The organism is Mesorhizobium sp. WSM4815 (assembly GCF_055811575.1).
On the sequence record NZ_JBVVQS010000096.1, the window covers coordinates 1 to 25,480 of the forward strand.

Here is a 25,480-nt window from a genome sequence, read left to right on the forward strand (position 1 = left end):
CATTCACACTCCTCAAACATCAACGGCAGTCGCGAGACGCTTCGTCGGTCGCAAAGATTGTTATCAATGACAATAGTGCCATCAGACTGCCGGTCCGTATGCTGATGTGGCGATGCTCAAACTTCATTTCCAGCTACGTGCCAGAAATGGATATGTCAGTGCCTTCGGGCAAGTAGCCTCTTCGAGCGGAACGGCTACGAAGCTTCTCGCGCCAGCGAACGTCTGGTCTTCGCGAATCGGTAGCCTTAAGCCGCCTGACTGCTTTTGATGCGGTGGACGGCTCTCCTCCCTTCCTGCGGTATGATCGCGGGATTAGAGCTGGAGGAGCGCTATGATAAGCAACGTTACGACAATCGGTCTGGATATTGCGAAGTCCGTGTTTCAAGTCCACGGCGTGGATGCGGCTGGTGAGGTTGCAGTTCGCAGGAAGTTGACGCGTGGGCGTGTGCTGCCGTTCTTTGAGAGTTTGCAGCGATGCCTTGTCGGGATCGAGGCGTGCAGTTCGTCGCATTATTGGGCTCGCGAGCTAATCGCGCGTGGCCACGATGTGCGGCTGCTGCCGGCACAGTATGTGAAGCCGTATCTGAAGCGGCAGAAGAATGATGCTGCAGATGCAGAGGCGATCTGCGAGGCCGTGACACGACCGACGATGCGCTTCGTGCCGGTGAAGTCGCCTGAGCAACAGAGTGTGATGATGCTGCACCGGGTTCGATTGATGCTCAACCGCCAGCGCACACAGATATCGAACGCGTTGCGGGCGCACCTATCCGAGTTCGGGGTCGTGGCGCCGATCGGGCGTAATGGAATTGAGCAACTTCTCGTGGTCATCAACGACGAGAACGATGCTAGGATACCGGCCGACGCACGGCTTTGCCTGAGGATGCTTGAAGCACAGCTTCGTGTCGTGAAGGAACAGATCCTCGAAAACGATCGCCGGGTCCGTGCGAGTGCGCGAGAGACCGAACTGGGTCGCAGGTTGATGGAGAGTCCGGGCGTTGGCCCGCTGCTGGCGAGCGCGTTCGTTGCGACTGTCGCCGATCCGCACGCATTCAAGTCGGGGCGATGCCTCTCGGCTTGGATCGGGCTCGTGCCGAAGCAAAACTCGAGCGGGGGAAAGGAGAAGCTCGGCAGCATCTCCAAGGCAGGTAATCGCTACCTGCGCCAGCTGCTCGTCGTCGGGGCGATGGCAGTCATCCGCTATGCCGAGCGGAACGGGACCAGGCGCCCATGGCTCGTGCAGTTGATGGCACGACGAACGACCAAGGTCGCGGCGGTTGCGCTGGCTAACAAGACAGCCCGCATGGTCTGGGCATTGATGACCGGCGGCGAGCGCTACAGGGAACCGGTAATCGCATAAACTCAGACAAGGCGAGCGGTCGCCGACGAGGTTGGAAAGGGCGGACAGGAGCTAATGCACAAAGCCGGTTGAAACCGCCGGATCGGGAAAACCCACTGGGGCCGTGCACTATAAGTGCGAGCTTTCGATCGGGACCTGAGACGCGCGAATGGCATTATGGCCAGCGGCACATGAAAGGCCACACCTACAGGTCGGATACATGGCCGCACCAACCAGCAACTGCAAAAGCTCACAAATCCCTTGCCAACGGAGAGCCGTCCATACACGGCCCCAAAGCGGTCAGCGCACGGTTCTACAAGTAGGAATCCACTGGGGTTCCTGGAAGCTTTTCGAACTTTCTGGGTCGCGCCTCCAGCCGAATTGCGCGGGCTTATGAAGGACGTTGGGGCGGCTGAACTAGCTGCGGTGCAAACTTGATCGGGATGCTCATCTGGGGTTCGTGTCGGTAGAGGATACCGCCAGTACGGTGCTGCGATGAATTCGTTTGCTAAATCGATTCTTTTGCAGGTTATAGGGCAGTTGCAGCCTTAAATCGTGTCCCCGCAACCAATTCTATCATAAATCAATTACCGTCCCGGTTTAACCGAGGCGGTTTTTTGCGTTTCGGGCAACGCAGCGCAGCCTCTATTGCTTATTTGGGAAGCGCCGACCAAACATTGCCTCTATCGATCGGCCGGACAGTTGGAGCGCACTGCACAGCGGCTCGGACCGCCAGCTACCCAGGATATCTACAAACGCGGGGCACATGAGTTTCCCCACTACGGGAATGGCCGCACCTCTCCAACCCACTTCGATATCAGGCGATGCGAATAGACTCCTCGATACCCGCAAAGCCTGAGCAGCATCACCTCAATATACCATTGTGCGAGGTGCCAAGCCTCCGGAATGGCGGATGGCAATTTCCCAGGAAGCATACGCTTGGGATGCACGAGTTCATTGCGAAGTTTCGTTATTGCCTCCGGGGCGTCGGCGAATGCGCCGTTTCTTTTCCAACGGCGCAATCGCTTGCTCGAGGGCGGAATGGCAGTCCGAATCTTCAAGTGCTGGCAGGCTGCCCGAATTTTGTCTGCTGCATTTGCAGCCCTTGGAAGGGTGATGCCAGCGTTGGTCAGCACCGACATTGATAGGCCTTCGAGAGCGGCTTGTGAAAGTACCAGCCCCCCATCTACGCCGGCGCCTTCGCCTGCACGGTTGCTCCGAAGATACCAATGGAGGCCGGTATAGCCTGCTCTTGAGAGAGACGGGTCATGAAGTAGCTCCACAAAGCCGGGAAAGGCCGCTGCCAGACATTCGCCGTGGTGGATGTCAAACCAGCTTGGGCAAGATTGCCAAGGAGCAGCGATGCGTTGCCCCCAATTCTGATAGTGTTGCTGACCGTTCCGGTCATAACCGACGATCCCGAAGAGCGACGTCCATGCGCCGCGCGCAAAGGACAGGAAACGGTGCAGATCGTGAACTATCGCTTCGAGCTGCCCGCATGTGAATGACTGGCGATCTGCGTGCACTATGCGCGCAACATGGGTGATCGCATTGCCTCCTTCAGCCTTTAGCTGCTCGATGATCTTGCGAGTTGAGGGAAGCGCCTGAAGCTCTATCTCCCAATCCAGGGTTCGCAGGACGACGCACCCCAGCCGTTGATTTGATTGGCGAAGGTCGCTCTGGGCACCAAGGCAAAAGAACTCGGGAAAGTTAAGAACATGAACGATGGCGGATGAGAGGCGTACGCGCCGGTCGCGAACCTGCGTGAATGCTGAACCGTTCGCCATCAACCAAAGCTTTGCACCTGCAGTGCCTATTTGCGATTGAGTCACAAGCACCGGAAAGAACCGACCATGCGGCCCGAATCTTAGCTGAAGACGCGGATCTTGACTAAGTCGATACCCATCGAGGCTCGTGTTAACTTCGACGAGCACACGTTCTTTGTCGGCCAATTCAAGCCGAGCGTTACCGGAGCTGGCAACGGTTATCCCTCCGGCTCGGAGCTCGAGAGGTGCGCTGCCCAAATCAATTGCAGTATTAGCAGTTGCAGCAGCGTATTTCGGAGCAATCAAATCTACCATCTAACAACATAGCTGGTGGGCACGATCGTCGTCTAGGGAGGGTCAGGCAAACCGGGATTGTCGGACCGCAGATGAAGCAGCGCCAGATGCATCTCCATGCCCGCCGGAACAATCATAGTGGCAAAGAGATCATCACTCATTCGTTGCAAGCGCATTACACAGGGATAGTTGCCTTAGATTGCATCCACGTCGGTCGCCGTTCGGCGAACAGCACGTCGATCCAACATCGGTCCTCGTCCGGAGCGATCGCCCTGCGCCGCTGTGGTGACGGTTGGCACAAGGCGCGCTCGACGCGTGCCAAGGTTCTTGGTTACGAACAGCGCTGAGACCGGGGAACGGCTAAAAATCTCGCGCTCGGCATTCTGCACCATTGCCCTATTGAACGCACGAACTGTGCGCCGCAGACAGCGGAAGACAGCGATCCTGTCAGAAAACGGAGCGCGAAACCCATTTATGACCAGCAATGCCCTCCTTGGTGAGATGGGACACATGGCCTCTGCTTCGCCAAACCCCAGAGCGGCCGGTATCACCGGTGTGTCACCGATAACAAACTCCTCTTCATCCGGCGCATCGATCAGGATGAGGGCGCATTTGTGAATACGGCCCGCATAGTCCTCAAGATGCTCGCGTATAATCCCGACATGAAGAACATCTGTCTCAAATCTCGCTTCGTCGCTCTTTAGGCCCAGCACTGCGGCAATATTCTGCACCATGTGGTTGGAATTGAGCGCGTCCTTGTAGCTCGGGATTCTCACCATGAGGGATGCGATATAGCGCGACAATGCCCAGCGATCGCCTGGTGAAAGGACCGCCGAGAAAGCCCGCGCATCCGGAACAAAGCCGTCCCGCTTGATATTCTTACCCTCCGCTCGGAGAAACGACTTGTCATACTTCTGTTCGAGCTGAAAATCTCGTCTCTTCTGCGTTGCAAGCCGGCCAAGTACCGGACCAGCTGGTCCCTCGACCTCGTTCGCGAAGAAGGTCTCTAGCGTCGAGTCGCGTGTACCGTCTGCCCGCCAGATTGAATTGTAGTGGCCGATGACGGCTGTGTTCAAAGGCTGCGTGCGTCTTATCTCACCCGCCGCATTGGTCATCGTGATGCAGCCCTCACCATCGACCCATAGCTCGGAATGACAAGTTGGCCACCAATGGTGTCGTTTCGGAGTGCTCTTCATTGTCTTGTGCGACTGGTCAGGGTGCTGAGTTGAATGTTTTCTCGGCTGCTTCAAAAGCCGCAATCGCTTCGGTCTGCTCATTCACAAGCGTTCGGAAAGCGTCGAATGCTTGATAGCAAATGTCACGCTCCTTCTGAAGCAGGTTTCCCATCTCGCCAAGATCAAGCGCCGGGCTGCCGCCGATGCCGTATAGAATGCGCCCCGATTTCTCGACCTTCCGGCCCACAAGCCGGGTCACGCCAAGCACGAATCTGGCTGAGAAACCGTGGTTGTAAGTGTTGCGAAAATCATCAGTTTGTTCTTTGAAAACGCTTCCGGCGATCGGCTCGATCTTCAGCTTGAACCTGCGGTACTTCCTCCATCCGCGGCAATAGGGTTCGATATCGTTCAGATAGAGATTTGCGGTGGGAAAATCATCTTTCCAATCAGAGATCTTCGTCATATTAGCCTGGTGGCATAGGTGCCCCGCAGCGAAGGTAAAACGGGATTTGAGCGCGTATGGGAGCCCCAGCGCGACGGTCCCAAGCATGTCAATGAACTCGTGCGTCAAATCGTGCTTGTCTTCGTTGGAGAGCGGAGCAAGAACCGCGGCCCAGGTCCGCAGGCGATGCGCATAATGTGTCAGGTCGTTGATCTTGTTCGCTAGCTCGCCTGAATATTCAGCCAGCATTTCGTTATAGGCCATCCATCTCACACTCAGCGGATCAGGTAGGCTCCACCAACGGTAGGGCATCCAGCGCCCGCCGATCGGAGTCACGTCGAGTTGCGCACGATATTGCGTGTAGAACCGGATGAGTTTTTCAGAGCGCTTTAAGGTGAATTCGTCCGGCACAGCCATCAACCCTTCTCAATATCAGCGCAAATGCCCCTGCAAACGAAAGGACGAGCGACGCCGCCGCGCTCTGGCTCTGAAAGAGGTCGCAGCCGAGCTTTCGGCGACTGGCGATGGCCTGATCCGTTCGGCGCGAGGCTAGTAGCGGGTCAGGAGCAAGTGCGAGGCTTTAGCGAATAGCTTTGCTATCCTCGCGCAACCTCCGCTGAGTCGTCCAATGTCACGCTTGATTGTACCGTCGCCGAAGACGCTGACGAAAACAATTGCAGCCTGTGTCGAGAATGCCGAGCGTCTGCTTGCTGACGCTGACATGTTCGAGTTCGAGAAGCTGAAATCGACACGACTCTATCTGATCCTAATTGCACAGGAAGAGCTCGCGAAAGCCTTCATGCTCATTCTGGTATCGATCGGCATCTTTCCGCTTTCGCGGCCGATCCTGAGGGCGATGAACGACCACTCGTGCAAGCAGTTGGTCGGCATGCTCATGGACTACATGATCATGCATTGGGAAGACATCGAAGACGCCCGGCGAATGATCGCAGAGGACTTCGACATGGGCGATGATCATTTCCCGATCGACATCGCCAGCGCACTCGAATTGCTACGATATGAGAAAGTCGCTCGATGGGAAACCGGAATGGGCGGCTACGCGGATGGAGACCTAAATTACAGCCAGGCGGCTCGCAAAGTGGCATCTGGCAAGCACGATCGACGGAAACAGGATGCGCTATACGTGCGCGTTAATCCTGACGGTTCGACCAGTAGCACGCCCCACAAGGTTATGGATGCTGAGGTCAAGGACGAAGCCGAGCGCGCCAGTCGGTATTGCTACTTCGTCAAAGAATCGATGGCTGGCAAAGCGTCCGGCATGCGGTATGAAAAGACCGTCGCGGCGCTAAGAATGCTCTTCGGCCATCGCCCACCGATCTAGACACGGCTGAATACCCAGATGGCAACACGCGACGAACTCTACGCGAAATTCGGGATAGCAGCGGAAGCGGCGCAGCTATTCGAGACCGAACTTGGTTCACTTCTCCTATGCGCCCGTGGCCTTGAACGCGGTTGGCACCATGAGGTTGACCCCGAAGATGCGCGAAAGCTCCTTGACCACATTGACCGCAGCACACTGGGCCAGCTGTTGGGCACATTGAAGAATTGTGTCAGTCTTGACTATGGTTTGGTGGATCGCTTCGCGTCTGCACTCAAAGCTCGAAACAGGCTGTTCCATCGGTTCTATGAGTCCCATGGCTTCAAAATTCAGACCGATGAAGGCCGCGATGCGATGGTGGCTGATCTTGAAGTTTTACACGGCGAACTTTTCAACGCATGGCAGGCCGCTAGCAAAATGACCGCTGTGGCGACAGCATTCCTTTTGGAGGCGAAGCGAGAACAGGAATAGGCTCGGCGTTCGTCAGGCAGCATTGCCGAGCATCCTGGCTCTTCAACGGTGCAAACCGGAGGCGAGGTGGACGACCACGAAAATGCGAGAATATCTTTCGGCACCGATCGTGCACAGCTTGTCTATGGGCTGAGGCCGGACCGCACGTTGGCGCATATCAGCGAGGTTCAGCGCGGCATTGCTTGCGGATGCAATTGCCCTGCCTGCGGCGGTCGGTTGGTGGCTCGCAAGGGTGATGAGAACGTGCCGCACTTCGGGCACGACGGTGGCGACGCGTGCGGGGGCGGTCCTGAAACCGTTCTACATCTCCTTGCCAAGGAGGTGTTTCGAGCAGACCCGTCGCTACTCCTGCCGAAACGCCTTGGGCTCAATAAGGGCAACGTCGTGACGAAGCCGGGTCAGCAGGTCACGACGCAATTCCTTCGAATCGAGTTCACTGACCCGAAGACGGTTATCCCGGACCTCTATGTTCGGGCGCTAGGGTATGACCTCTTTGTTGAAGTCGCGGTCACCCATGCGAGCGACGAAACAAAGATTCAACGCCTTCGGGAACACGGCGTCATGGCTGTGGAGATCGACCTGTCAAAGTTGCCCCGAGACTCGACACGTGAACAGATCGCGGATGCGGTGCTTCGATCCGCGCCACGGTGTTGGCTCTATCATCCCGATATCGACAAAGCGTTGGCGAAGACCCGCGCCGACGAAGAGACATGGCAGGCTGCACAGGGAAAGCGGTTCGCCGACTATCAGGCCAGGCATGAGAAGCGGGCAAATGAATTGGCGCGCGCCTATGTCGACGGGCTGAAACAACTGGCCGGAAAGAAGATTGCTGTTCCGCGTGATGCAGAACTCAAAGCAATCGGACTCGCCGAACATGTTGGTATCGAGGTCGCCGGCTATGCGTGTTTCACTGTCCCGCCTGCGGTATGGCAGGCGACAATCTTAGCGGAGGTCTTTCACCGACCAATGCCTTGGTAGCGCAGCTGCCAAGGCAGTGCCGATCGCCAAGCATTTGGAAAAGAGCGCGCTGATACGGCCGCAATTTCAGCGTGTCACTACCGAAGTAGCGAACGGTGTCGCTGTCGCCGAACCTCGCTTCGCGCCCGCTTGGAAGGCGATCGACAACTATTTGCAAAACCTGCTCGGAAAGGGCGTTCTCGTTCAGCAAGGCTACGGAGTGACGCTGGAGAGGTCCCTTGCGGACAAGTGGACCGCGCGCACGCTGGCAGAGACACAGAGAACCGCTGTCGTGCATGCCGCAGTGCAAGCAGTCGATTGGATCTTAGCCGAGCTTCCCGCCGAAGAGCGAGGGGACATGACCGGCGAGTCGTGGCTGGATTCTATCCACACGGAGACGAACATGACATATCGGGCCGCGATCGAGTCTGATGTCGAAGCGCCGAAGATCGCCGCCGAAATAGACGCCGTTGTCGCGATGTTCGGAAAGAGCGGCGCGATCCCACATGCGGCGTTGGGTTTGCCTATTCGAGGCGCAATCGAGCGCTGCGAGGCTCAGAGATCAAAGCAGGTCGAAGGGCTACGGCAGAAACAGATTCAGGAAGCCAACCGACTTAGGCAATCGCGTCGGGACCGGCTATGCGTTGACGCTGAAACGGAACTGAGCGGCCCTAATCTTGGGGCCTTTCTGAACGCGAAACGCGACGATCTGAGCGGCATGTCGCCGTTGGAAGCGGCGGAGGATAGCGAGTCGGGATTGACCAAGGCTCGAGGCGTGCTCTCCGCCGATGTCAAGCGCAAGCGATATCAGGAGAAAATCACTGCCGATACCAAGCAGTCTTTGTCAGCGAAGCATGTCGATGCTTTCCTGAACGGCCGGGATGACGACTTAGAGCGGACAACGCCGCTCTTGTACGTCCGAGATGACGCCACCTATCGGAAGGCGCTCGGGAAGCTAGCTGAATGGCAGAGGGGGTTCGGCGGACCGTTTTGATCATAGGAGCACCACCGTAAAAAATCATGGCCGGGAGGAGTCTCGGTCACTTTTCTGCGCTCATTTCACCTGGGGCCAGTGACCTGCGTTAGGATTGAGCAGTCCGTCCTCGTAGACTGCCGTAAAGCGGCGTAAATCAGCGTCATCGGCGTGACCTATCTCACGCCGTTTCTCAGACACGCCGCATTGATTTCACTGAAGAGTCTAGTGGCAGTGGGAGACCGCCACATAGTGAGACCCACTATTGAAGGGGCATTCTTTTGCTATCGGCGATGCTCAGCATAGATCGTAAACATCGCCGAAGATCGCTCGGAATTAGGATGGCTTGGGCCATAACACGAGGCTCAAACGATCCGGCTGGTGTATTGAGAGCTATGGCTGCAAGAGACCGTATTTCGTCATGAGCGCAGACACGCGGTCAATATGCGGCTGGATATTCGATCTAAGCGGAGCGACATAACCAGCTTGAGTGTGGTGCGCGGGATCACAAAACTTGATCGTGTCCCGCATTCCAGCGTGTTCGAAAGGAAGGGTGTTTGGGGTTGAGCGAAACAGGTCGGCAAGCTGGCCGGAGTTAGCGGTGTCGTAACTTGACGGTACAGGCTGACCAGTTTGCCTTAGGTACAACTCCCGAACGAATTCCTCGACTAGCACTCGGAGGCGATCAACGGCGTATGTGCGGTTGCCTTCATTGCTACTGGCTGCGCCTCTAATGTCCGCGAGCATTTGCTGGAGCCGCAATTGCCGGACAATGACAGGGCCGCCGAGTTCAAAATTCTCGTAGTGATAGTGGCGAATGTCCCTTGCCATGTTCAGGCTTCGGAGTTTGTCGATGACGCCTTTGACGTGAGAGAGGACCAGGATTTGTTTGCCGCTCTGGTCCAGAAGGTGCGGGACCACATTGGCGATAAATGCCTCCGCGTGATCATCGTCCATCGCTTGAACGGGGTCATCGAGAAGAATGAAGCCGAAGGGTGATGACGGCGTTGTCGCCCGCATCAGCCAAACCGCCAACCCGAGGCAATTAAGCTGGCATTCGCTAAGGTTTGCCGCAGCCGACATGCGTGTGCCGAAGCTGGTCGCGTGCAGTTTCATAGAGTCGTTGGCCGGTTCCATCATATCGAAACCGACAGAAACTCCCGGATTGAGGAGGGCGTAGAGTTCTTTCACCTCCTTGCCCCGCGTTTCTAGGAGGAGCGTTTGTTTGGTCTGCGCCATGGCTTCGACCGAACGGATTAGTTCCTGTGTTTCCTCCAATATCGCTGCATAGCGGGCTAACAGGTGCACGTCAGCGATGCCCTTAAGACCCTTGCCTACTGCGTCGATGAGGGCGACAGCCTCGTTCGCTGCTATTTTGCTACTGACTGTCTCAGCAATCGTGTCCCATGCCCGTTCGTAAGCCAACAGAGAACCAATGAAGGCATCCACCGCCCGAGCCAATGAATGGCGCGAAGCGTGTCGATCCTCAATCAAAGCGGCAAGCTTCTCGGCCTGCGAAGCTCGATCCTTTGTTGTGGTTGTCAGTTCCCTGTCGGCTCGAAGTGCGGTGCCAAGTTCCCGTTGAGCCTTTATGTACGCGTCGTGGGCTTCAAGATAGTTGGGGAGTTCTGCGTTTGGGCCGAGAAGGCTAGAAAGCGAGACTCTCTCCTCATCGTTCAGACCTGTGATGCCAAGGGCAGACACGGCATTTGATGCCGATGTTCTGGCCGTTTGAGAGAGTTCAATCTTGCCGTCGAGCAAGTTCGCGGCTTCGACTGTGCCGCTGGCCTCCTCCAATCGCTTTCTCAACACTGCTCGCTGTTGCGGGACCAATGTCGGCTGCTCGCACATGGGACAGTCATCCCCATGAAGTTCTAGGGCTAGCCCGTTTGTCCAGAATATAAGCAAGGCTCTTGAGTAGTGCGCGGCGGTAATGCCGGCGAGTACGCCCACAGCGTCGTCTATGGCTCCGACGGCACGCTGAAACTCTTTCAAGTCTTCGACGGCATGATCGCGGAGGAGCGAATGGTCTACGCATCGGCCGCCCAGGACTTAGCGATTTGGACACCCTTGAGCCCACCGAAACGGGCGGATTTCAAAGGTTGGAATGAGTTGATCTGCGATGCTGCCCTGGCTGGAAGCGCCCAAAAAGAGCGGCGGCACCTGTTCAAATCATTGGGGGCTGATGGTTGGGTGTTTGCCAACTGGCTGACGCATTCCCACTCAGTCACATGGCACGATGCGGAAGCTGCTCTCACAACTGTCGAACATTTTCTCGGCCTCGCCACTTCAATGGTGCTGCGGCACATCCGTTTCGTTCCCGAGGAGTGCCCCGAGTGCGGGTCTCCGCACCTGTCCCCGGGAGAGGGATTGCGTGAAGATATGCCTGAAATCGCTTGGGAGCGCCCTGTATGTGCAGACTGTGGCTGGACGGGAACTCCCGTGCCCAGCCGAGAACGAGAGCCCGAGGAATTAGCTGAACTATTCGAGCGGGAGGGCGGGGATGACAGCGACGAATGCATCATTCCAACGGTGCCGTTGAGGGAACTGCGCGGACCAAATGGTCGCAAAGGTGGGTAGGCGTCATCCGCCTCTGCCGGCTCGACCTCGCCGTCCGCACCAGCAATGGCTCATCCGGTGAGAAAGGTCGGGCCGGAGTTTGCGACAACATCAAATGCCTTTGCAACGTCATCCTCGGTGAGGAAGACAGCGGCGTACCAGTCTGTCCGTCCCGGACGTGATAAAAAGCTGGGGGACAAAACAGAACCCCAACTTTGTTGAAGTGCGGCCCCCCTTTTGGCGTTGTCGTGTTTCAACAGGTTGACCAAATCGCGGACCGCACCGAGGTCCGGATGAATGGCGATGCCCTTGGCGACTGCAAGAACCACCAGTTCGTCGTGCTTCGCCTTGTCATTCCCTCCGAGCGCGAGGCGGGTTGCTCGCTCCCAATAGTGATAGGCGGCGATCACGAACGCCTTCCTCAAGGCCGAAAGAGCTTCGTCACAGGTTTCGATCTGCAATTCCAGCGCTTGCTCTTTGGTATAAAGCAAATGGCCCTCTTCATCCCGTTCTTCAATCCATTCTCCGCCGTTTTCAATGTCCTGCGCATATTCCGCTGCCTGGGCTCTGGCCCGCTCGACATCGCTGCGAAGCGCTCGCGACGCCGAGAGGTAGCCATCGCGCAAAATCCGCGTACTTTGCTGAAACCGGTAGCCATTAAGATTAAAAAAGAACGACATTCAGGCCCCCTTAGAAGGCGTCTCAGGGAGAGTAGTCGATCCGCCACCGGTCCGCGCTCCCCGCCACCAAATTTGTATCACCATTTTGGATGTTCCCGACCGAGACGGGTTAAATGGCCGATTTCAAAATCACCAAAAAATCTGAGAGGCGGACCTCGACCTGTGCGGAACCGCGAGGCCCCCGTTGGGGGTCTGGACCACCGCGTGGCTGCGCATGGGCGCACCTTTGGCCGCACGGTGCCGCTGTCCTGTCCGTCCTGTCCGTCCCACCGATCACTTATGCGCACCGGCGCAATCTGAAGGCCAAGTTCCTCGACTTGGAGAACGCCATACGCCATTCGCTGAAGGCGTTCGGCATCCGCCTTGGCAAGGTCGGCCGAGGAGCCTTCGATCAGGCGGTGCGCGCTGCGGTATCGGAAGACCCACTGTCGTCCGAGCTGATGGACGCCATGCTGTCGGCGCGCGCAGCGCTGTGGAGGCAGTATTGCCGCCTGCACGATCTCGTCGTCAAAATGGTGGCACGCAGCGAACTGTGCCGACGCTTCATGGCAATCCCCGGCGTCGGTCCGGTGACGGCGCTCTCGTTCATGACGGCGATCGATGATCCGTCGCGCTTCCGTCACTCACGCGGTGTCGCGGCCTACTTCGGGCGGACCTCGCGGCGCTGGCAGTCGGGCACCTCGATCGACGTTCAGGCTCGCATATCAAAAGCCGGCGATGCTGATGTACGACGCTCGCTTTACGAGGCGGCGTCGGGGTTGATGACGCGCTTCAAGGGCTCCGACAAGGTCAAGAGCTGGGGCCAGGCGATCGCCAAACGTTCCTGCCACCGCAAGGCCTGTGTCGCCGTGGCGCGCAAGCTGGCAGTGATCATGCACGCGATGTGGAGCGATGGCACGTTCTATGTCGGCGATCCGGCGGCAAGCCAGGCGGGTGCCGGCCGGCGTACCCATGACAAGGCCCGCAAGCTGCTCGGAGCGCATCGATGAGAAGAAGACCGACAGTTGAAACGCATGGCGCCGGCACGCTGACAGGCGCCATCTGACACAAAAGATCCGCTCCGGCGGATGAGGACCGATGCAGACCAGGAACGACGGAACGCACGTTATCTTGCCTGCGGCCGCGCCGATCGCGAGACGGCCGGACCGCGCCGGATTGCCTGTGGCGCTGCTCCGTCACTCCGATGGAAAAGTGCGCCACGACGGTTCCCGTGCTGCAAATAAGCAGCGCTGCTACCCCGTCGCAGAGCGCGGAAGACTGCACGGCGCATCGGAACTCGACGCAAGAGTACGGAATCGTAGCATCGAGTATAGAATATTGTATTATCGTAGACTTGAGGAGCAGCGACGACGGAAATCAAGTCTATCAAAATACGACCGATTAAGATGGCAGGATAAAAGGGGCCACGTTTCGCTGCGGTTGGGGCGTTGTTTTTCAATGGGTTACATGGTGATTTCGCAATGTGTGCATAACGACTGCACATTGCGAGTATCTCATTTTCGCAGCGATTTCCGCAGCTTGACGCAGTGTGCGGCGGCTCGGCCGACCGTTGAGGAGACTTGGGCCGGGAAGGAGGCGCAGTCAGAGACGGAAGCGAGACGCTCGACAGAAACCCCAGTTCTCGGAGGGCGCACGGGTCCCTTCGGTGGCCCCTGGTCGGCACGGCTGCCTGTCAGTCGTTGTTGCGGCTCGGCGAGAGCCGACATCGCCAGCGTCGGCCGTAGGATGGCGGCCGAGCGCAGGCTTGTCAGCCAGCCGCCCAGCCTGTCGGCTGCCATGGGACCTTCCATCCTGACACGAATGCGCAAACCGTCGTGTTACGGTTCGATCGTGCTACGTCACCAGTTCGATAGCCCTCGAAGCAAATGGGAGAGTTCGCCACGTCCAGGATCAACCGCCGCGCCTTGCTTTTCCACTCCTGCAGCGCAGTCGTCGCCTCGACGGGTCCGGCGACTGCGATGGGCACAGAGCCGCCGGGCCAGGCCCTATTACCATCCAATGAACTGCGAACGCTGATCGACGTGCACAAGAGAGCATACTCGTCCTTCGGCGAAGCCTTGCACAAAGTGGGCGGTGGCAGAAATCAGTCCGCCGGAGCCAGCCGGGAGGAGGAGAAGGCGCTGCTCGCCATCTGCAGCTATGCTGCGGTTGGCGAAGCGGATCGCCTGGCCAAGGCCCGATATCTTTTAGAGATCGAGGCGCGCGGTGAACTCGACCTCGCAGAGCATATGCAGGCTGTTCTCCAATCGACGGTGTGGAAGCGATGATACGACTGGCATGCGGGCGGTCGGCTGCTGAATGGCAAACTATGCGCCTCATTTCAGACGTTGAGCCGAAATCTTGTCAACTGAAAGCCGGGCGGCGAGACCAGCAAGGGGAGCGGCTGGGAAAAGTGGCGGCGAAAGTCGACGCCGAACAAGTTCGCTAAATACCGGGTGACTGGCTAGTTCGACAGCGGGTGCTTGAAGAAGTGCTGGTCTATGGCGTCGGTGATGGTTTTCTCTTTCAGTCCCGTGCCTACCCCTCGAACAGCTTTGCCATTCTTCCAGTCGATGCGGACGTTGGTGCGTCTGGCTTTCTCATACGCCAGCATAACTAGTGCGTCGGCATCAAATTCCCCTGAAGTCCATACCTCGCAACGGATTTCAGCTTCCCGCAAAAACGTATTCGCCCGCACATACTCCACAAAGGTCGGAATTCGCCTCAGCCATTCCTCTATCTCCGCTTGTGTGACCACGTGGCCAGGCTCACCAGCTTTGCATTCGTAAAGCACGCACTCGGCTTTGCCGCGCACGCACATAATGTCGATGTCGTAGAACTTACCCACCTTCGGGTCGTAAGCCTTCTTTCCCAAGTCGATTGAATTGCCGTCGTTGCGAATGAGATAGGCGCACACCAGCTCGAACAGAACGCCGCGAAGGTTCCCTGCGCGCCCGGCAATGTCTTTGAGGCTGCTCAAGAGAGTTATTAGCCTGCTCGGGTTTTTTGAGACGATTGCGGCGGCGTTCTGCAGCGTCTCTACCAGGCTGGTGAACGCGGACCCGGCGTAGCTTCCGAACAGCGATTCCGGCGTTGCCATCATCAGCCCGTTTCGATGGCCGAGCGTGTATGCCTTGCCCGTGAAGCCATCGGCCACGATAATAGGGAGTACCGAGCCTATTCGTGTTGCTAGGAGACCTCTCGCCTTCCGGATGAAATAGCGGATTTGGTACTCATCGAGAACCGTCCCCACGAACACATCGGCCACAGTGAAACCTTGCTGGTCCTTCCCCACGTTCGACTTTTTCAACGGCAGGAGGTAGCTCGGGCCAGTCAAGTCCCACTTGTATGGGCCAACCGTCCTCGGATGTTCATCGCCTCGAATGGCGATTGAATTGTAGCTGGCAACTCCGAGACGCCGTGCCCACTCCCGAATTCCATCCAGCAGGACACCTTCGGCCATCTGGCGCACATTGTACAGCGTGGGACCGTGGGAGCTCAGCGCTGGGATGCGGAGTGCGATGACACTGCCATAGTTTTGAATGTCGATAGTATGCGTCATCCCGGCGTCCTGAAGACGCTGCGCAACTTTCGCGGCCGGCACTTGCTTCTTCTGCAGGATTGGGGCGCCACTGATTACAGAGAACTCATCGACGGACACGATGCCCCCGCGTGCAGCCAATCCATCGATAGCCGCGCCATAAACTGACTCTGTTTCTCTTAGGTCGCGGTGGAAGTTGTGCCAGAACCGTTCGGTCTGCCTATCCTTGACGTGGTAGACGAAGGCTTCCTGTTTGGGCAGGAGCGGAATCGGGAAGGAATAGATGGGCGGTTTGCTACGGGAGAGGCGCTTGCGAGCTGCTTCAGCTGACAGGCCGTGCTCGGAGATAAGCAGCTCGGCCAGACGCGAGGAGCGGCTCGGGCCGTGCAGGTCTATAAGCGACGTTAGGGGGTCGGGCATGACCTGTCACACTGCGCAATTTATTAAAAGAACTACCTATTGCGAGTCTGTTTTTCGATTTCTCGTCAATGCCATTATAAAAACAATAACTTAGCAGGCGTTTTGACGCGCTGTCAATTTCTTGCTTGTCCTCTGGCCCAATGACATACCCCATGTGGCTGCCATTCGGAAGTACTTGGCCGGTCGGTCGGCCCTTGCCGTGTCCTCATCGGTAGCGGAGCGCACTTTCGGTATCTCCGTCGGTGTGGGAGGCGCGGTGCCAAGCCGTCCAACCGACAAACCGGCATGCTGCAGGTGCGGCGCAACACCTCATGTTGGGCAGTTGTATTCCTGCTTCCATCTTCTCAATCGCCGTCGGTCCACGCGCGGTGGTCACCTTATGAGGATCGTTCATGTGGGCTCCGCCGTAGAGCTGCGCCTGCGTCACATGGAAACCCTGGGCTTGGAGACGAAACGGATGATGGTGAAAGGGCGCTCTTTGGAGCGCCTGTTTTAGTTTCCCAAGTGAATTGCGTTTTCGAACGCGTGCAAGCAATCTCCTCCCGCTATGGTCACGGTGCATCTGATTCCCGAAGGTAACCGCGAAACGTACGAGGTCCACGAGTGGCGCAACGCCGCTGGCGTGATTTCGACCGCGCATCCGAACGAGTGGGCAGATATTATTGGGGTGCCTGACGATAGCTACAAGCCGACGTGGGCGACCTACGCGAACCACAGCGCTTCGCGGTTGCATGCTGCGGAGTAGCCAATGGCGAGCGTCGTCGGTTCCGCCCTAACGGAGCGAGAAGGCGTTATCGCCGCCGATACCATCTTTACGAAGCAATTCCGCTGGCTCTTTCGAGAGCAAAAGGTTCTGGATTTCGGGGTCGATGCCGAAGTCGAGATTACTGAAAACGATATGCCTACGGGCAAACTTATCGCGCTCCAAATCAAGAGCGGCACCTCGTTCTTTAAGCGGGAAACTCGTGAAGGGTACGTATTTTACGGAGAAACGCGCCACCTAAAATATTGGACGAACCACGTCCTACCCATGTTTCTTATTCTCCATAACCCGGAAACCGACGTTACCCTTTACCAGCGAATTGAAGAGCGCCTTTGCAGGGTAACGGCTAGAGGGTGGAGCATTGTCGTTCCCCGCGAAAACGTGCTCGATGCCAGCGCCGCAGGCGACCTTGCATCTGGTCCCGACCTGGACGAAGAAGGCCAACTGCGTCTCCGCTTTAGCCTGGACGCTCCTCTGATGGAGCGCTTTGTCGACGCCGACGCCAAGATGATTTGGGAATACTGGTTCAATAAAAGCCTGAGCCTCCGCAACGCCCGCTTCATATTTGAGGGCGAAGCGCCGATAGAAGTGGGCGGTTGGTATCCCACTAGCGATATCGGTCTCGCCATGCAGAATCTCTTCCCATGGCTCACCTATGAGTACGAGGACGATTCCACCAAATGGGATATCGCTGGCGAAGCTGACATCTTTACCCTCCTGGTATCTTTGAGGCCGGAAGCTAAAGCCTATCTGGAAGCCGAGAGGTTCTTTCGAGAGGGCCTCACCGAGGAACCGCCTGACCAGCCGGTCCGCGACGATGACCAGGATGAGGACGGTTGGTATTATCGCATCCGCGACGACGACGACTGACTAGCCCTTTTGCGCCTGCTCCCAAAATTTGCGCATGACGTCGTCGGCGGTCGGCGGAAGTTCTAATCGGCTTTTGACCGTGGCTTTCTTCACAAGGACTTCCATTTGAGGCCTGTCGGCTCTCGGTGTGCCTTCCCAATATCCTGCAGCAGTGGCGTCATCGAGTGGCTTACCTGCCTTCACGGCGTCTTTGAGTGCTGAGTAGTGTCGCAGGTCGCCTACGTGAATAAAGTCCTCCTCGGCGTATTCCATTGTGTAGAGGGATTTTCTCGGATCAGAACCTTTCCCACGCATCTCCCAAAGAAATTTGGCCACCGCCAGGTCTCGCCATAGATACAGCCCCCCTTTCTTAGAGCCTCTCCCCCGGGGTGTGCAGCACGGAGGAACGTCTCTGCTACTTTCGCCATTTCGGTCAAGCCGTCCATGTTATCGCGGCCGGACACGACGATTTCGTCGTCTTCATAGTTCTCGTTCGAATAATGATATCCGATAGGCACGTACAACCCGCCAAAGCATGCGCCGATAGAAAATGCATTCTGCTGTATGATAACGGAGCTATCTGGCGTTCGTAATCGTGTGCGGGCGGATTTCCACCCCTAACTTGGCTGCTGTTTGTTGCGGATGGGTAGATGTCTCGCTACGCTTCTGCCAATTCATGCTGAATATGTTTCGGGGGTTTGATGCGAAATCGCTTTGCAGTATTGGCGGTTGTATTGGCGCTTTCGGGTTGTGAAACCAATGGGGGCACGGACGCCAGCTTCGATATCAACTCGTCTCCCGAATACAAAGAACACCAAATGTGTTTGGGTCGCCAGACATACATATACTCAAAGGCTGAGGGTTCCCCCCTTGAACTAGGGATTATAGCGTCGTCGGCATGCAACGGGACACGGACAGCTCTCTATAAGGCGATTGCCAGTGTTAAGGGCCCGGCGTACGCGCAGGGCTACACAGGGGCGTCCGAAAGGGAAGACCCGAAGTTGATAGCTGGCTCGATTATTAAAGTGCGGCAGGGCCAGAAGCCCTTTTAGCCTTCGGGGCTTTGGTTTGATGGCATAGATGAAGGCCCGCTAGGGGCCTTTTTCGTTCGACTTACGGGTTAGCGCGCTGCGGTAGACTTAGAATCGAAGAAGGGCCCGGCTTCCAGGTTTCATCGCTTGGTGGATTGGCGAGGACGGCTACACGTTGTCAGATCGTCGCGCCAATCGCACGCCGGGGCCGCCACCGTTCTCCGGAATGAATTCCACTCCGGCACCTTCGAAGGTCTCGCGTATTCGATCGAGGGTCGGTTGCTTTAACGCGTCACCTCGTTCCAGACGTACAATCGTCTGTGTTGAAACCCCTGCTTTCTTAGCAAGTTCCAGAACGCCCCAATCCAGCGCGGCCCGAGCCATCCTGCACTGCACCGGCGTCATAAGATCACCATATTATGGTGATTTTTGTTGCTCATAGTCTGCTCTAACTGTATTCATGAGTACGTTCAGCGGCCGGAAAGGTGATGCAACACCGATCCGGCCTGACCACACCCAAGCTGTTTGGAGCTCGGATCATGGCTGATTCCGACAATACCATGAGTTTGTCTGCCGTCACCCGAAGGAAGGTGCTTGCGGGAACGGCAATTACAATTGCGGCCTCCAAGGGAGGCACATTTGGCCGCAAAACCCTGGAAACCGACCAAATCGCCGATCCAGCCGTAGCGGCCTGGCAGAAATGGCGGCTGGCCCACGACCACACTGAATATCTGTGTCGGCAGCAGCAACTTCTGGAGCGAAAACTCGTCCAAACTGTTGGATTTCCTTGTTCGAAGATTCTGCTGCGCGACGGCAGGAATGTGACGTTGCATTCTCTTGAGGCACTCCGCGACGCGCTCGATCTTGGCAAAGAAGACCTCTCGGTCGGTGTAAAGGCTGAAGCCGACCTAGCAGCTCATCAGGCGCGCTGGGATGCCGCCGATAGGGAGATCGGCTATTCGGAGGCGTTGAGGGCCGAGTGTGAGGCTGCTAACCGGGCCGACGAACTGCTTGAGACGCTCTCCGAACTCCCTGCAACTTCCCTTGCCGGTGTGGCAGCCAAGCTTGATGCCGTACTTACGCAAGGGGAGGCTTCGAAGGACGATGATGAGTTTCCTTGGCCGCAGATTCGCTCGGCCTTGGAGGATGTAGTTAGGATTGGCCACCAACGAGAACCGAACTCGGTCGCTGCCTCGAAGGGGCCCAAAGGACCGCTAGAGCCCTAGGAACAACCTCCGGAAAAATGAGCGGAGCAGAAAAGGCTACAGAAGAGTACACAACGGCCATGCGAGATTACGGAGATTTCGACGATCGTTGCCCTGACAGCGCAGATGCGCGTCCCCAACAGGGTAAGTGCGATGAAGAAAACGCGAAGGGATGCTGGTCGGCAGGTCGAGGCCAATCCCTTGTCTCATACGCGGGCCGTGGACGACGCCTTACTGGAAAGGACAGTTCAGCTCTTCGAAGCACGAAGCGGTCGATCTCTGTCCAAGGAGGATGCACGCCAGATCGTGGAAAACGTCAGTGGCTTCTTCCGTATCCTTGCAGAATGGCGGAAGCTCGATTGAGCGAAGCAGCCTCGCGTCTGGCCCGGCACCTCCAACCCGATGCCATCGCCGGATCGCAGCTGGCTGACGCGACGGTCGCTCGCTTGGCAGGTAGCGTTGACTTGCCACCACTCTAAATCGCCGCGAGGAGATAATGGACAGGCGAACTGCTCAAATCGCTAAGCCCAGCAGTTTGGTCAAGGCGCTTCTGTATGCACGCGTGTCTTCGAAGGAGCAGGAGAAAGAGGGCTTCTCGATCCCGGCACAATGCAAGCTATTGAGAGAATATGCCGCTCAGAGACAGTTTGGCATCATCCAAGAATACGTGGACGTCGAGACCGCGAAAAGCAGCGGCCGGACCAACTTTAATGAGATGGTCAAATACCTGCGCAAACATCCAGGCGTACGTGTCATCTTGGTCGAGAAGACCGATCGCCTCTACCGCAACCTCAAGGATTGGGTGACGCTCGACGAGTTGGATGTCGAGATCCACCTTGCCAAGGAAGGCGTCGTGCTGTCGAACGACTCACGCTCCTCGGAAAAGTTCATGCACGGCATCAAGGTGCTGATGGCCAAGAACTACATCGACAACCTTTCCGAGGAAGCGCGTAAGGGGCAGATGGAGAAGGCCGAGCAGGGGCTCTGGCCGTCCAAGGCACCGCTGGGCTACCTAAACGTGACGGGCAAGGACGGCAGGAAGGTCATCGAGCCGGACCCGGCCTTGGCTCCCGTCGTCACGAAGCTGTTCGAGCGTTACGCCACCGGCCAATATTCGCTCAAGGCGCTTACGAAAGCGGCCCATGGTGAAGGACTGATCTACCCCAAGAGCGGCAACCCGGCCCCGGTGAGCACCGTGCATTCGATGCTGCGCAAACGGCTCTACACCGGAATGTTTCAGTGGAATGGCAAGATGCATCAGGGCCAGCACGAGCCGCTGGTATCGATCGAGCTGTGGGAGCGTGTCCAAGGCGTTCTGACCGGCCGGAACGCGACCCCGATCCATTCCTTTGGCTATGAATTTGCGTTCACGGGGCTCATGACCTGCGTCGAGTGCAACTGCGCGGTCGTGGCCGAGGTCAAGAGAGGGAAATATGTCTACTACCACTGTACCGGGCATGCCGACAAAGGGCGTGGCGGCTATGCAGACTGTCGGCGCAAATATGTGCGGGAGGAGGTACTGGACAAGACGTTTGCCGCTTTGCTCGACAGGCTTCATTTCGATGAGGAAGTGCTGACTTGGATGCGCGACGCGCTAAAGGCAAGCCATGCTGATGAGCGGCGTGAGCAGGAACAGGCCATCGAACGCTGCCAGACGCAGTACAAACGCGTCGAAGACCGCTTGCAGGCTATGTATCTGGATAAGCTCGACGGACGTATCGACAATGCTTTCTATGACCGCATGTCGGCGCAATGGCGAGTGGAACAGACGCGACTGCTACGCGAGATCGAGCGGCACAGCGAGGCGCAAGAATCATACATGGAGGACGGCCTGCGGCTCCTGGAGCTGGCCCGGGATGCCAGCCGACTATTTGCGAAACAGGCCGCAAACGAGAAAAAACGGCTCCTGAATCTAGTGCTGTCGAACTGCGAATGGGATCGCGGCGAAGTTCGCGCAAACTTCAGGCAACCTTTTGACTTACTTGCAGAATCAGCGGCTGCAGCGGCGTTGAGCGATGCCACCGGGGCGAAATTGTCCACAGGGCATCCAGTTTGGCTGGGCTTCCTGGAAGCTTTTCGAACTTTCTGACTCGCGCCTCAGCCCGAATTGCGTGTGCTTATGGGTGATATTGGGATACGAGAATCGGTTTTGGGAAAGATTTGACGAGGCATCGACTCTCTGGCGCCCGTCCCACCGGGAAGTGAACGGCAGCACGATACCTCCGCCAGGTTCGTCATGCTGAACGGCGGCTATGCTGAAGGGTTTCGGGTGCCGCCAGGCGTACGAAAGCCTCTCATGCAGGAACCCGCGGGCAGCCGGGGCGGTGAGCTGCGGCAATTGTTCAGAAGCACGCTGGTTCCGACAAGCAATGCCGACTACATGTCGTGCTGTTGTCGCATCGTCGATATGCTACGTGTGGTATTGAACTTCAATTCTGAGTTTCGGAGTCTCGCCATGCCCGCCGGACCCAAAGCGACATCTCAGACCAAAGGGACGAGGACCGGGCTCTACGCCGCCCGGCGCTACCTGACGCGGGACGCGCAAAAGGAGCTGAAGCTCCGCATTCCGTTCGACGCCTACTTCCAGGATCCCACGGTCCGCGTGCGGAATCCGGTGCTCGAGTATGATGAGTCGTTCGAGGTCCCGTGGGAGCCCGGTATCGGGGATGGCCCCACCAGCGCCTGCTTCGCCGTCGTCGACTACGACGCCTCCACCGAGATCCTCACACCGCCTGCCGAGTGGAATGCCGATAAGAATGCCTTCGTAGGCCCAGGCGGTGCGACGCTGGATCAGGCAAATGTCGACTCGCCGCAGTACCGGCAGGTCAATGTCTGGGCCACCCTGCAGAACGCTCTCGAGTTCTACGAGAACGGCTTCGGTCTCGGCAGGCCCATTCCGTTCGCCTTCGAGGGCAACCGGCTGATCGTCGTCCCCACGGCCGGCTATGGGGAGAACGCCTATTACGATCGCCAGAGCAAGTCGCTGCAGTTCTACTATTTCGACAGCGGCGAAAAGCGGATCTACACATGCCTCTCGGCCGATATCATCAACCATGAGTTTGGCCATGCCGTTCTCGACGGCCTTCGTCCTCTGCTTTCGGAATCGATCCGCGCCGAGACGGCCGCTTTCCACGAATTCGTCGGCGACCTTTCGGCAATCCTCATTGCCTTCCGAAACAACAAGCTTCGCCAGTGGCTGGCCGAAGCCACCGGCGGCAACCTGGACACCAACAGCGCCCTCTCGAGCCTCGCCGAAGAGTTCGGCAAGGCCGTCGCGGACCAGCCCTATCTGCGCAGCGCGTTGAACACGCTCCACTACGATAAGATTAAGGACGACCAGCGCCAGCACTACATGTCGCAAGTGCTGACTGGCGCCATGTTCGACATCGTCCGCAAACTGGCACCTCGATACAGGGACGGCGGTCGCTCAATCTTGCAGGCGTTCTGGTATACCGTTAGCAATATGCAGTGCATGGCGGTGCAGCCCCTCGACCTCCTGCCGCCGGTCGACGTGACCTTCGAGGACTACGCCATCGCGGTGCTGCGCAACGAGGAGATCGTCAACCCCACCGACTCCCGTGGCACGCGGCAGCTGATGATCGACGTCTTCCAGGAGCGCGGCATACTGAGCTCGGAAGTAGCTGAGCAATTCCGGCGGCCACACGACATTTGCGGCTGCGCACCGAGGTCTATCACGATCCTGCCGATATCGCCGGTTCCCGGTCCGCGGCCTACCGCTTCCTCGACGACAATCGCCGCAACCTGTTCATCCCCTACAGTGCCGATGTCGCGGTGCAGGGTCTGGCAAACGCTTCAAAATTTACTAGCGACGCGCGGCGGCAGCCGCAACAGGTGCTGCTGCAATACACTTGGCGCGAGCCCGTGCTGCTCGATGACGAACGCTTCGGGCGTTTCGCGGGCGAGACGACCAGCATGCTCTGCGGCGGCACCCTGGCGTTCGACATCGACGGCAATCTGCTCTCGTGGATGCGCAAGCCCGGCACCCAGACTTTGATCGGCGAGGACGAGGAAGACGGTGCGAATACGCCGGCCGAAGAACTGACGGCGGTGCAGACCGAGATACGGGCCGAAAGAAAGGCTGGTCGACGGCGCAAACAATCGTTCCTTGATGCGCTGGCCGCCCGCATAAAGACCGGCCGCATCGGCGAGATCGCCGGCGGCCAGCTCGGCATCCTCGAGAAGACCGTGGCGCCGCTGACCGCCGAGGCCGTAGACGGCATCCTGCGGTTCTCGCTTTCGCCGCATGTGGGCATCCACTCGGACGAGCACGAGAAAATGGGAGAGAGCCAATGGCAGATAAGCTCCTGATCCGTGCCTACAGCGTGCGTTGTGGTGATTGCATCTATGTCCGCATTCCCGACGCGCGGATAAAGGACGGCAACGTCGACGATTTCCACATTCTCATCGACTGCGGCACCAAGGCAGCCGGCGATGATTTCTTGAAGCCGGCGCTCGACCTGCTGAAGCCCGAGCTTCCGCTTGAAGACGGCAAACACCGTCTCGACCTCGTCGTCGTCAGCCACGGCCATGACGATCATATGAAGGGTTTCGACCCCGACTGGTTCGAGGACGTTGCGATCGAGAACCTGTGGTTGAGCGCGGCCATGAACCCCGAACACCCCCAGGCGGAGCTCGCCCACGCCTTTCACGACTTGGCAGACCGGGCGATGGTCAATGTCGCCGCGCGCGGCGTCGCCCTCAGCCCGGCCCTGCAGGACATCGTCGATCGCTACGGCATCAACCCCAAGGGCGCCATCAAGGCTCTCACCGAAACCCTGCCACAGCAGAACGGCATTGAACCCGTATATCTTCACACCGAAAGCACCGCCGCCGATCTCGAGCTTGAGACGCTGCAAGGCGACGTGGCGTTCCATGTCCTGGGGCCGGATATCAATATCGACTTCTACTATGGCGGCGACGAGTTGGCGGCCGACTTCCAGACATTCTCAAAGGCGGCAGCCGGCGTGATCGGCGCGCCCCAGTCGCCGAGCGCACGGCCCGAAAACATTAGCGCCCTCGACTTTCTCCGCCTCCAGTCGCGGATGATGTCCAATGCCTTTGCCTACTCCGAGGAAAACGACAGGCTGATCAACAACACCAGCATCATGCTGCTGATCGAGTGGCGCGGGCGCCGACTCCTGTTCGTGGGCGACGCCGAGTGGGACGATCCGTTCGAAGAAGGCACAAAGGCGAACGGCGCCTGGAACGTCGCCTGGAACAAGCAAAGGGCCAAGCTCGATGGGCGGCTGGACTTCCTGAAGGTCGGCCATCACGGCAGTACCAATTCCACGCCGTGGAACGAGGACGAGGACGGCACCCAGACCGAGTCGAGCACCATCCTCGACGCGATCCTGCCGCTTCCCGCCGGCAACATGCCGGCGTCCGGCCCTAAGGCCGTCGTTTCTACCGCCCGCACGCCCTACAAACCCATTCCGAGCTCCGCCCTGATGGTGGAACTCGGCAAGCGCGTCGCCAACACCGAAACCTATGGTCCACTTCTCACGCCCGCACAGATCGCGGGGCTGCCCAACTACGCCGGCCACGAGAAGGCGCTGCTCGGCCAGCCGCAGCCACAGCGCACCGACATGGAGGCCCTGGTCACGGGCACGCCCTACGTGGACATCGAGATCAAACCAGTTGCAGGGCACTAGAGCGCGGTCGTGGGCAGTCGCTCGCCCA

22 protein-coding genes and 1 pseudogene are annotated in these 25,480 nt (G+C 58.0%); 15 read left to right on the forward strand and 8 right to left on the reverse strand.

Features of this window, described 5'->3' with window-relative positions; genetic code table 11:
* Positions 1-334: 334 nt before the first annotated feature.
* Positions 335-1,357, forward strand: a complete 1,023-nt coding sequence (locus AC0L2B_RS18445) for an IS110 family RNA-guided transposase (RefSeq protein ID WP_473511216.1) — start codon at positions 335-337, stop codon at positions 1,355-1,357.
* Between the two features lie 758 nt (positions 1,358-2,115).
* Here the strand turns inward: AC0L2B_RS18445 and AC0L2B_RS18450 are convergent.
* From AC0L2B_RS18450 to AC0L2B_RS18460, 3 genes are all read right to left on the reverse strand, one after another.
* Positions 2,116-3,417, reverse strand: coding sequence for a YopA family protein (locus AC0L2B_RS18450; RefSeq protein WP_473511199.1), 1,302 nt, complete (start codon positions 3,415-3,417; stop codon positions 2,116-2,118).
* Positions 3,418-3,590: 173 nt separating this feature from the next.
* Complete coding sequence (locus tag AC0L2B_RS18455) at positions 3,591-4,673, reverse strand: DUF4238 domain-containing protein (RefSeq protein ID WP_473746354.1); 1,083 nt, start codon at positions 4,671-4,673, stop codon at positions 3,591-3,593.
* A complete protein-coding gene (locus AC0L2B_RS18460; RefSeq protein WP_473511197.1) occupies positions 4,609-5,430 on the reverse strand; it encodes an integrase in 822 nt (273 codons plus the stop codon). The genes AC0L2B_RS18455 and AC0L2B_RS18460 overlap by 65 nt, the downstream gene beginning before the upstream one ends.
* A 211-nt stretch (positions 5,431-5,641) precedes the next feature.
* Here AC0L2B_RS18460 and AC0L2B_RS18465 point away from each other — a divergent pair, with 211 nt between their 5' ends.
* The 4 genes from AC0L2B_RS18465 to AC0L2B_RS18480 all read left to right on the forward strand — a co-directional run bounded on the left by AC0L2B_RS18465 (position 5,642) and on the right by AC0L2B_RS18480 (position 8,774).
* Complete coding sequence (locus AC0L2B_RS18465; protein ID WP_473511195.1) at positions 5,642-6,355, forward strand: AbiV family abortive infection protein; 714 nt, start codon at positions 5,642-5,644, stop codon at positions 6,353-6,355.
* An 18-nt stretch (positions 6,356-6,373) separates the two neighbouring features.
* Complete coding sequence (locus tag AC0L2B_RS18470) at positions 6,374-6,823, forward strand: hypothetical protein (protein WP_473493401.1); 450 nt, start codon at positions 6,374-6,376, stop codon at positions 6,821-6,823.
* Between the two features lie 66 nt (positions 6,824-6,889).
* Positions 6,890-7,801, forward strand: coding sequence for a competence protein CoiA family protein (locus tag AC0L2B_RS18475; protein ID WP_473511193.1), 912 nt, complete (start codon positions 6,890-6,892; stop codon positions 7,799-7,801).
* Positions 7,802-7,817: 16 nt separating this feature from the next.
* Positions 7,818-8,774 (forward strand): hypothetical protein, encoded by a 957-nt coding sequence (locus tag AC0L2B_RS18480; RefSeq protein ID WP_473511191.1) that lies wholly within the window; start codon positions 7,818-7,820, stop codon positions 8,772-8,774.
* 372 nt (positions 8,775-9,146) lie between these two features.
* Here the strand turns inward: AC0L2B_RS18480 and AC0L2B_RS18485 are convergent, their stop codons facing one another.
* Positions 9,147-10,550, reverse strand: coding sequence for a hypothetical protein (locus AC0L2B_RS18485; protein WP_473511189.1), 1,404 nt, complete (start codon positions 10,548-10,550; stop codon positions 9,147-9,149).
* A 123-nt stretch (positions 10,551-10,673) separates the two neighbouring features.
* Here AC0L2B_RS18485 and AC0L2B_RS18490 point away from each other — a divergent pair, with 123 nt between their 5' ends.
* Positions 10,674-11,333, forward strand: coding sequence for a hypothetical protein (locus AC0L2B_RS18490; protein ID WP_473511188.1), 660 nt, complete (start codon positions 10,674-10,676; stop codon positions 11,331-11,333).
* A gap of 50 nt (positions 11,334-11,383) precedes the next feature.
* Here AC0L2B_RS18490 and AC0L2B_RS18495 read toward each other — a convergent pair whose 3' ends face one another.
* Entirely contained in the window at positions 11,384-11,992 is a 609-nt protein-coding gene (locus tag AC0L2B_RS18495) for a hypothetical protein (protein ID WP_473493397.1), read from the reverse strand.
* 287 nt (positions 11,993-12,279) lie between these two features.
* Here AC0L2B_RS18495 and AC0L2B_RS18500 point away from each other — a divergent pair.
* Together AC0L2B_RS18500 and AC0L2B_RS18505 are read left to right on the forward strand one after the other, a co-directional pair.
* Positions 12,280-12,981, forward strand: a pseudogene (locus tag AC0L2B_RS18500) (IS110 family RNA-guided transposase); the annotation flags it as partial.
* A 969-nt stretch (positions 12,982-13,950) separates the two neighbouring features.
* Positions 13,951-14,259, forward strand: coding sequence for a hypothetical protein (locus AC0L2B_RS18505; protein WP_473493396.1), 309 nt, complete (start codon positions 13,951-13,953; stop codon positions 14,257-14,259).
* Between the two features lie 176 nt (positions 14,260-14,435).
* On the opposite strand, the gene AC0L2B_RS18510 is transcribed toward AC0L2B_RS18505, so the two are convergent.
* Positions 14,436-15,932, reverse strand: coding sequence for a hypothetical protein (locus tag AC0L2B_RS18510; protein ID WP_473493395.1), 1,497 nt, complete (start codon positions 15,930-15,932; stop codon positions 14,436-14,438).
* Between the two features lie 748 nt (positions 15,933-16,680).
* Here AC0L2B_RS18510 and AC0L2B_RS18515 point away from each other — a divergent pair.
* Complete coding sequence (locus AC0L2B_RS18515) at positions 16,681-17,565, forward strand: DUF4365 domain-containing protein (protein WP_473511185.1); 885 nt, start codon at positions 16,681-16,683, stop codon at positions 17,563-17,565.
* Here the strand turns inward: AC0L2B_RS18515 and AC0L2B_RS18520 are convergent, their stop codons facing one another.
* Both AC0L2B_RS18520 and AC0L2B_RS18525 read right to left on the reverse strand, forming a co-directional pair.
* Complete coding sequence (locus AC0L2B_RS18520) at positions 17,566-17,880, reverse strand: hypothetical protein (protein ID WP_473511183.1); 315 nt, start codon at positions 17,878-17,880, stop codon at positions 17,566-17,568.
* Between the two features lie 863 nt (positions 17,881-18,743).
* Positions 18,744-18,980, reverse strand: coding sequence for a helix-turn-helix transcriptional regulator (locus AC0L2B_RS18525; protein WP_473511181.1), 237 nt, complete (start codon positions 18,978-18,980; stop codon positions 18,744-18,746).
* 134 nt (positions 18,981-19,114) lie between these two features.
* Here AC0L2B_RS18525 and AC0L2B_RS18530 point away from each other — a divergent pair, with 134 nt between their 5' ends.
* The 6 genes from AC0L2B_RS18530 (at position 19,115) to AC0L2B_RS18555 (ending at position 25,452) form a co-directional block, all read left to right on the forward strand.
* On the forward strand, positions 19,115-19,801 hold the full coding sequence (locus AC0L2B_RS18530; protein WP_473746355.1) for a hypothetical protein: 687 nt from the start codon (positions 19,115-19,117) through the stop codon (positions 19,799-19,801).
* A gap of 132 nt (positions 19,802-19,933) precedes the next feature.
* On the forward strand, positions 19,934-20,143 hold the full coding sequence (locus AC0L2B_RS18535) for a hypothetical protein (protein WP_473511177.1): 210 nt from the start codon (positions 19,934-19,936) through the stop codon (positions 20,141-20,143).
* Between the two features lie 133 nt (positions 20,144-20,276).
* Entirely contained in the window at positions 20,277-21,869 is a 1,593-nt protein-coding gene (locus tag AC0L2B_RS18540) for a recombinase family protein (protein ID WP_473511175.1), read from the forward strand.
* Positions 21,870-22,016: 147 nt separating this feature from the next.
* Positions 22,017-23,795 carry a gluzincin family metallopeptidase gene (locus AC0L2B_RS18545; protein ID WP_473746356.1) on the forward strand — a complete coding sequence of 593 codons (1,779 nt, stop codon included), beginning with the start codon at positions 22,017-22,019 and terminating at the stop codon, positions 23,793-23,795.
* On the forward strand, positions 23,714-24,109 hold the full coding sequence (locus AC0L2B_RS18550; RefSeq protein WP_473746357.1) for a hypothetical protein: 396 nt from the start codon (positions 23,714-23,716) through the stop codon (positions 24,107-24,109). The genes AC0L2B_RS18545 and AC0L2B_RS18550 overlap by 82 nt, the downstream gene beginning before the upstream one ends.
* Positions 24,091-25,452: a ComEC/Rec2 family competence protein gene (locus tag AC0L2B_RS18555; RefSeq protein WP_473511172.1), complete on the forward strand. Its 1,362-nt coding sequence runs from the start codon at positions 24,091-24,093 to the stop codon at positions 25,450-25,452. The genes AC0L2B_RS18550 and AC0L2B_RS18555 overlap by 19 nt, the downstream gene beginning before the upstream one ends.
* Positions 25,453-25,480 lie beyond the last annotated feature (28 nt).